The 737-nt window shown below is 47.2% G+C and carries 1 protein-coding gene; it reads left to right on the forward strand.

Features of this window, described 5'->3' with window-relative positions; translation table 11 throughout:
- On the forward strand, window positions 1–737 hold a 737-nt coding region (locus KIV40_RS31680; protein WP_285353284.1), incomplete at both ends, for a sulfatase-like hydrolase/transferase.

The raw sequence follows: 737 nt of genomic DNA on the forward strand, positions 1-737 counted from the left end.
CACGGGTTTGACGAATTTTTTGGCAACCTTTACCACCTAAATGCTGAAGAAGAACCAGAAAATGAAGATTATCCAAAAGATCCAGAGTTTCGTAAGAAGTTTGGCCCTCGTGGTGTCATTAAATCCTTCGCTGACGGAAAAATTGAAGATACCGGTCCTCTAACGCGTAAGCGTATGGAAACGGTGGATGAAGAAACGTTAGACGCGGCACTCGACTTTATGGATCGTGCTGTTAAAGCCGACAAACCTTTCTTCGTTTGGTGGAATGCGACACGTATGCACTTCAGAACGCACGTGCAGCCAGATAGTAAAGGTGTAACCGGCATCAGTAATTACGCTGATGGCATGGTTGAGCACGATAGACACGTCGGTCAACTGCTCAAACAAGTGGATGACCTAGGCATTAAAGACAATACCATTGTGTTCTACTCGACCGATAATGGCCCTCACATGAACTCATGGCCAGATGCGGGTACAACGCCATTCCGTGGTGAGAAAAACACAAACTGGGAGGGTGCATACCGTGTACCAGCTATGGTCCGTTGGCCGGATAAGATTGAGCCGGGAACCATTTCCAACGAAATCATGCACCACATGGACTGGATGCCTACTTTCCTAGCGGCTGCTGGTGATGACCAGATCAAAGAGAAACTTCTTAAAGGTCATACTGCTGGCGACAAGACATTCAAACTTCCCCTTGATGGTTACAACTTCCTGCCGTATCTAACGGGTGAAGA

It is taken from the genome of Vibrio sp. D173a, from assembly GCF_030248475.1.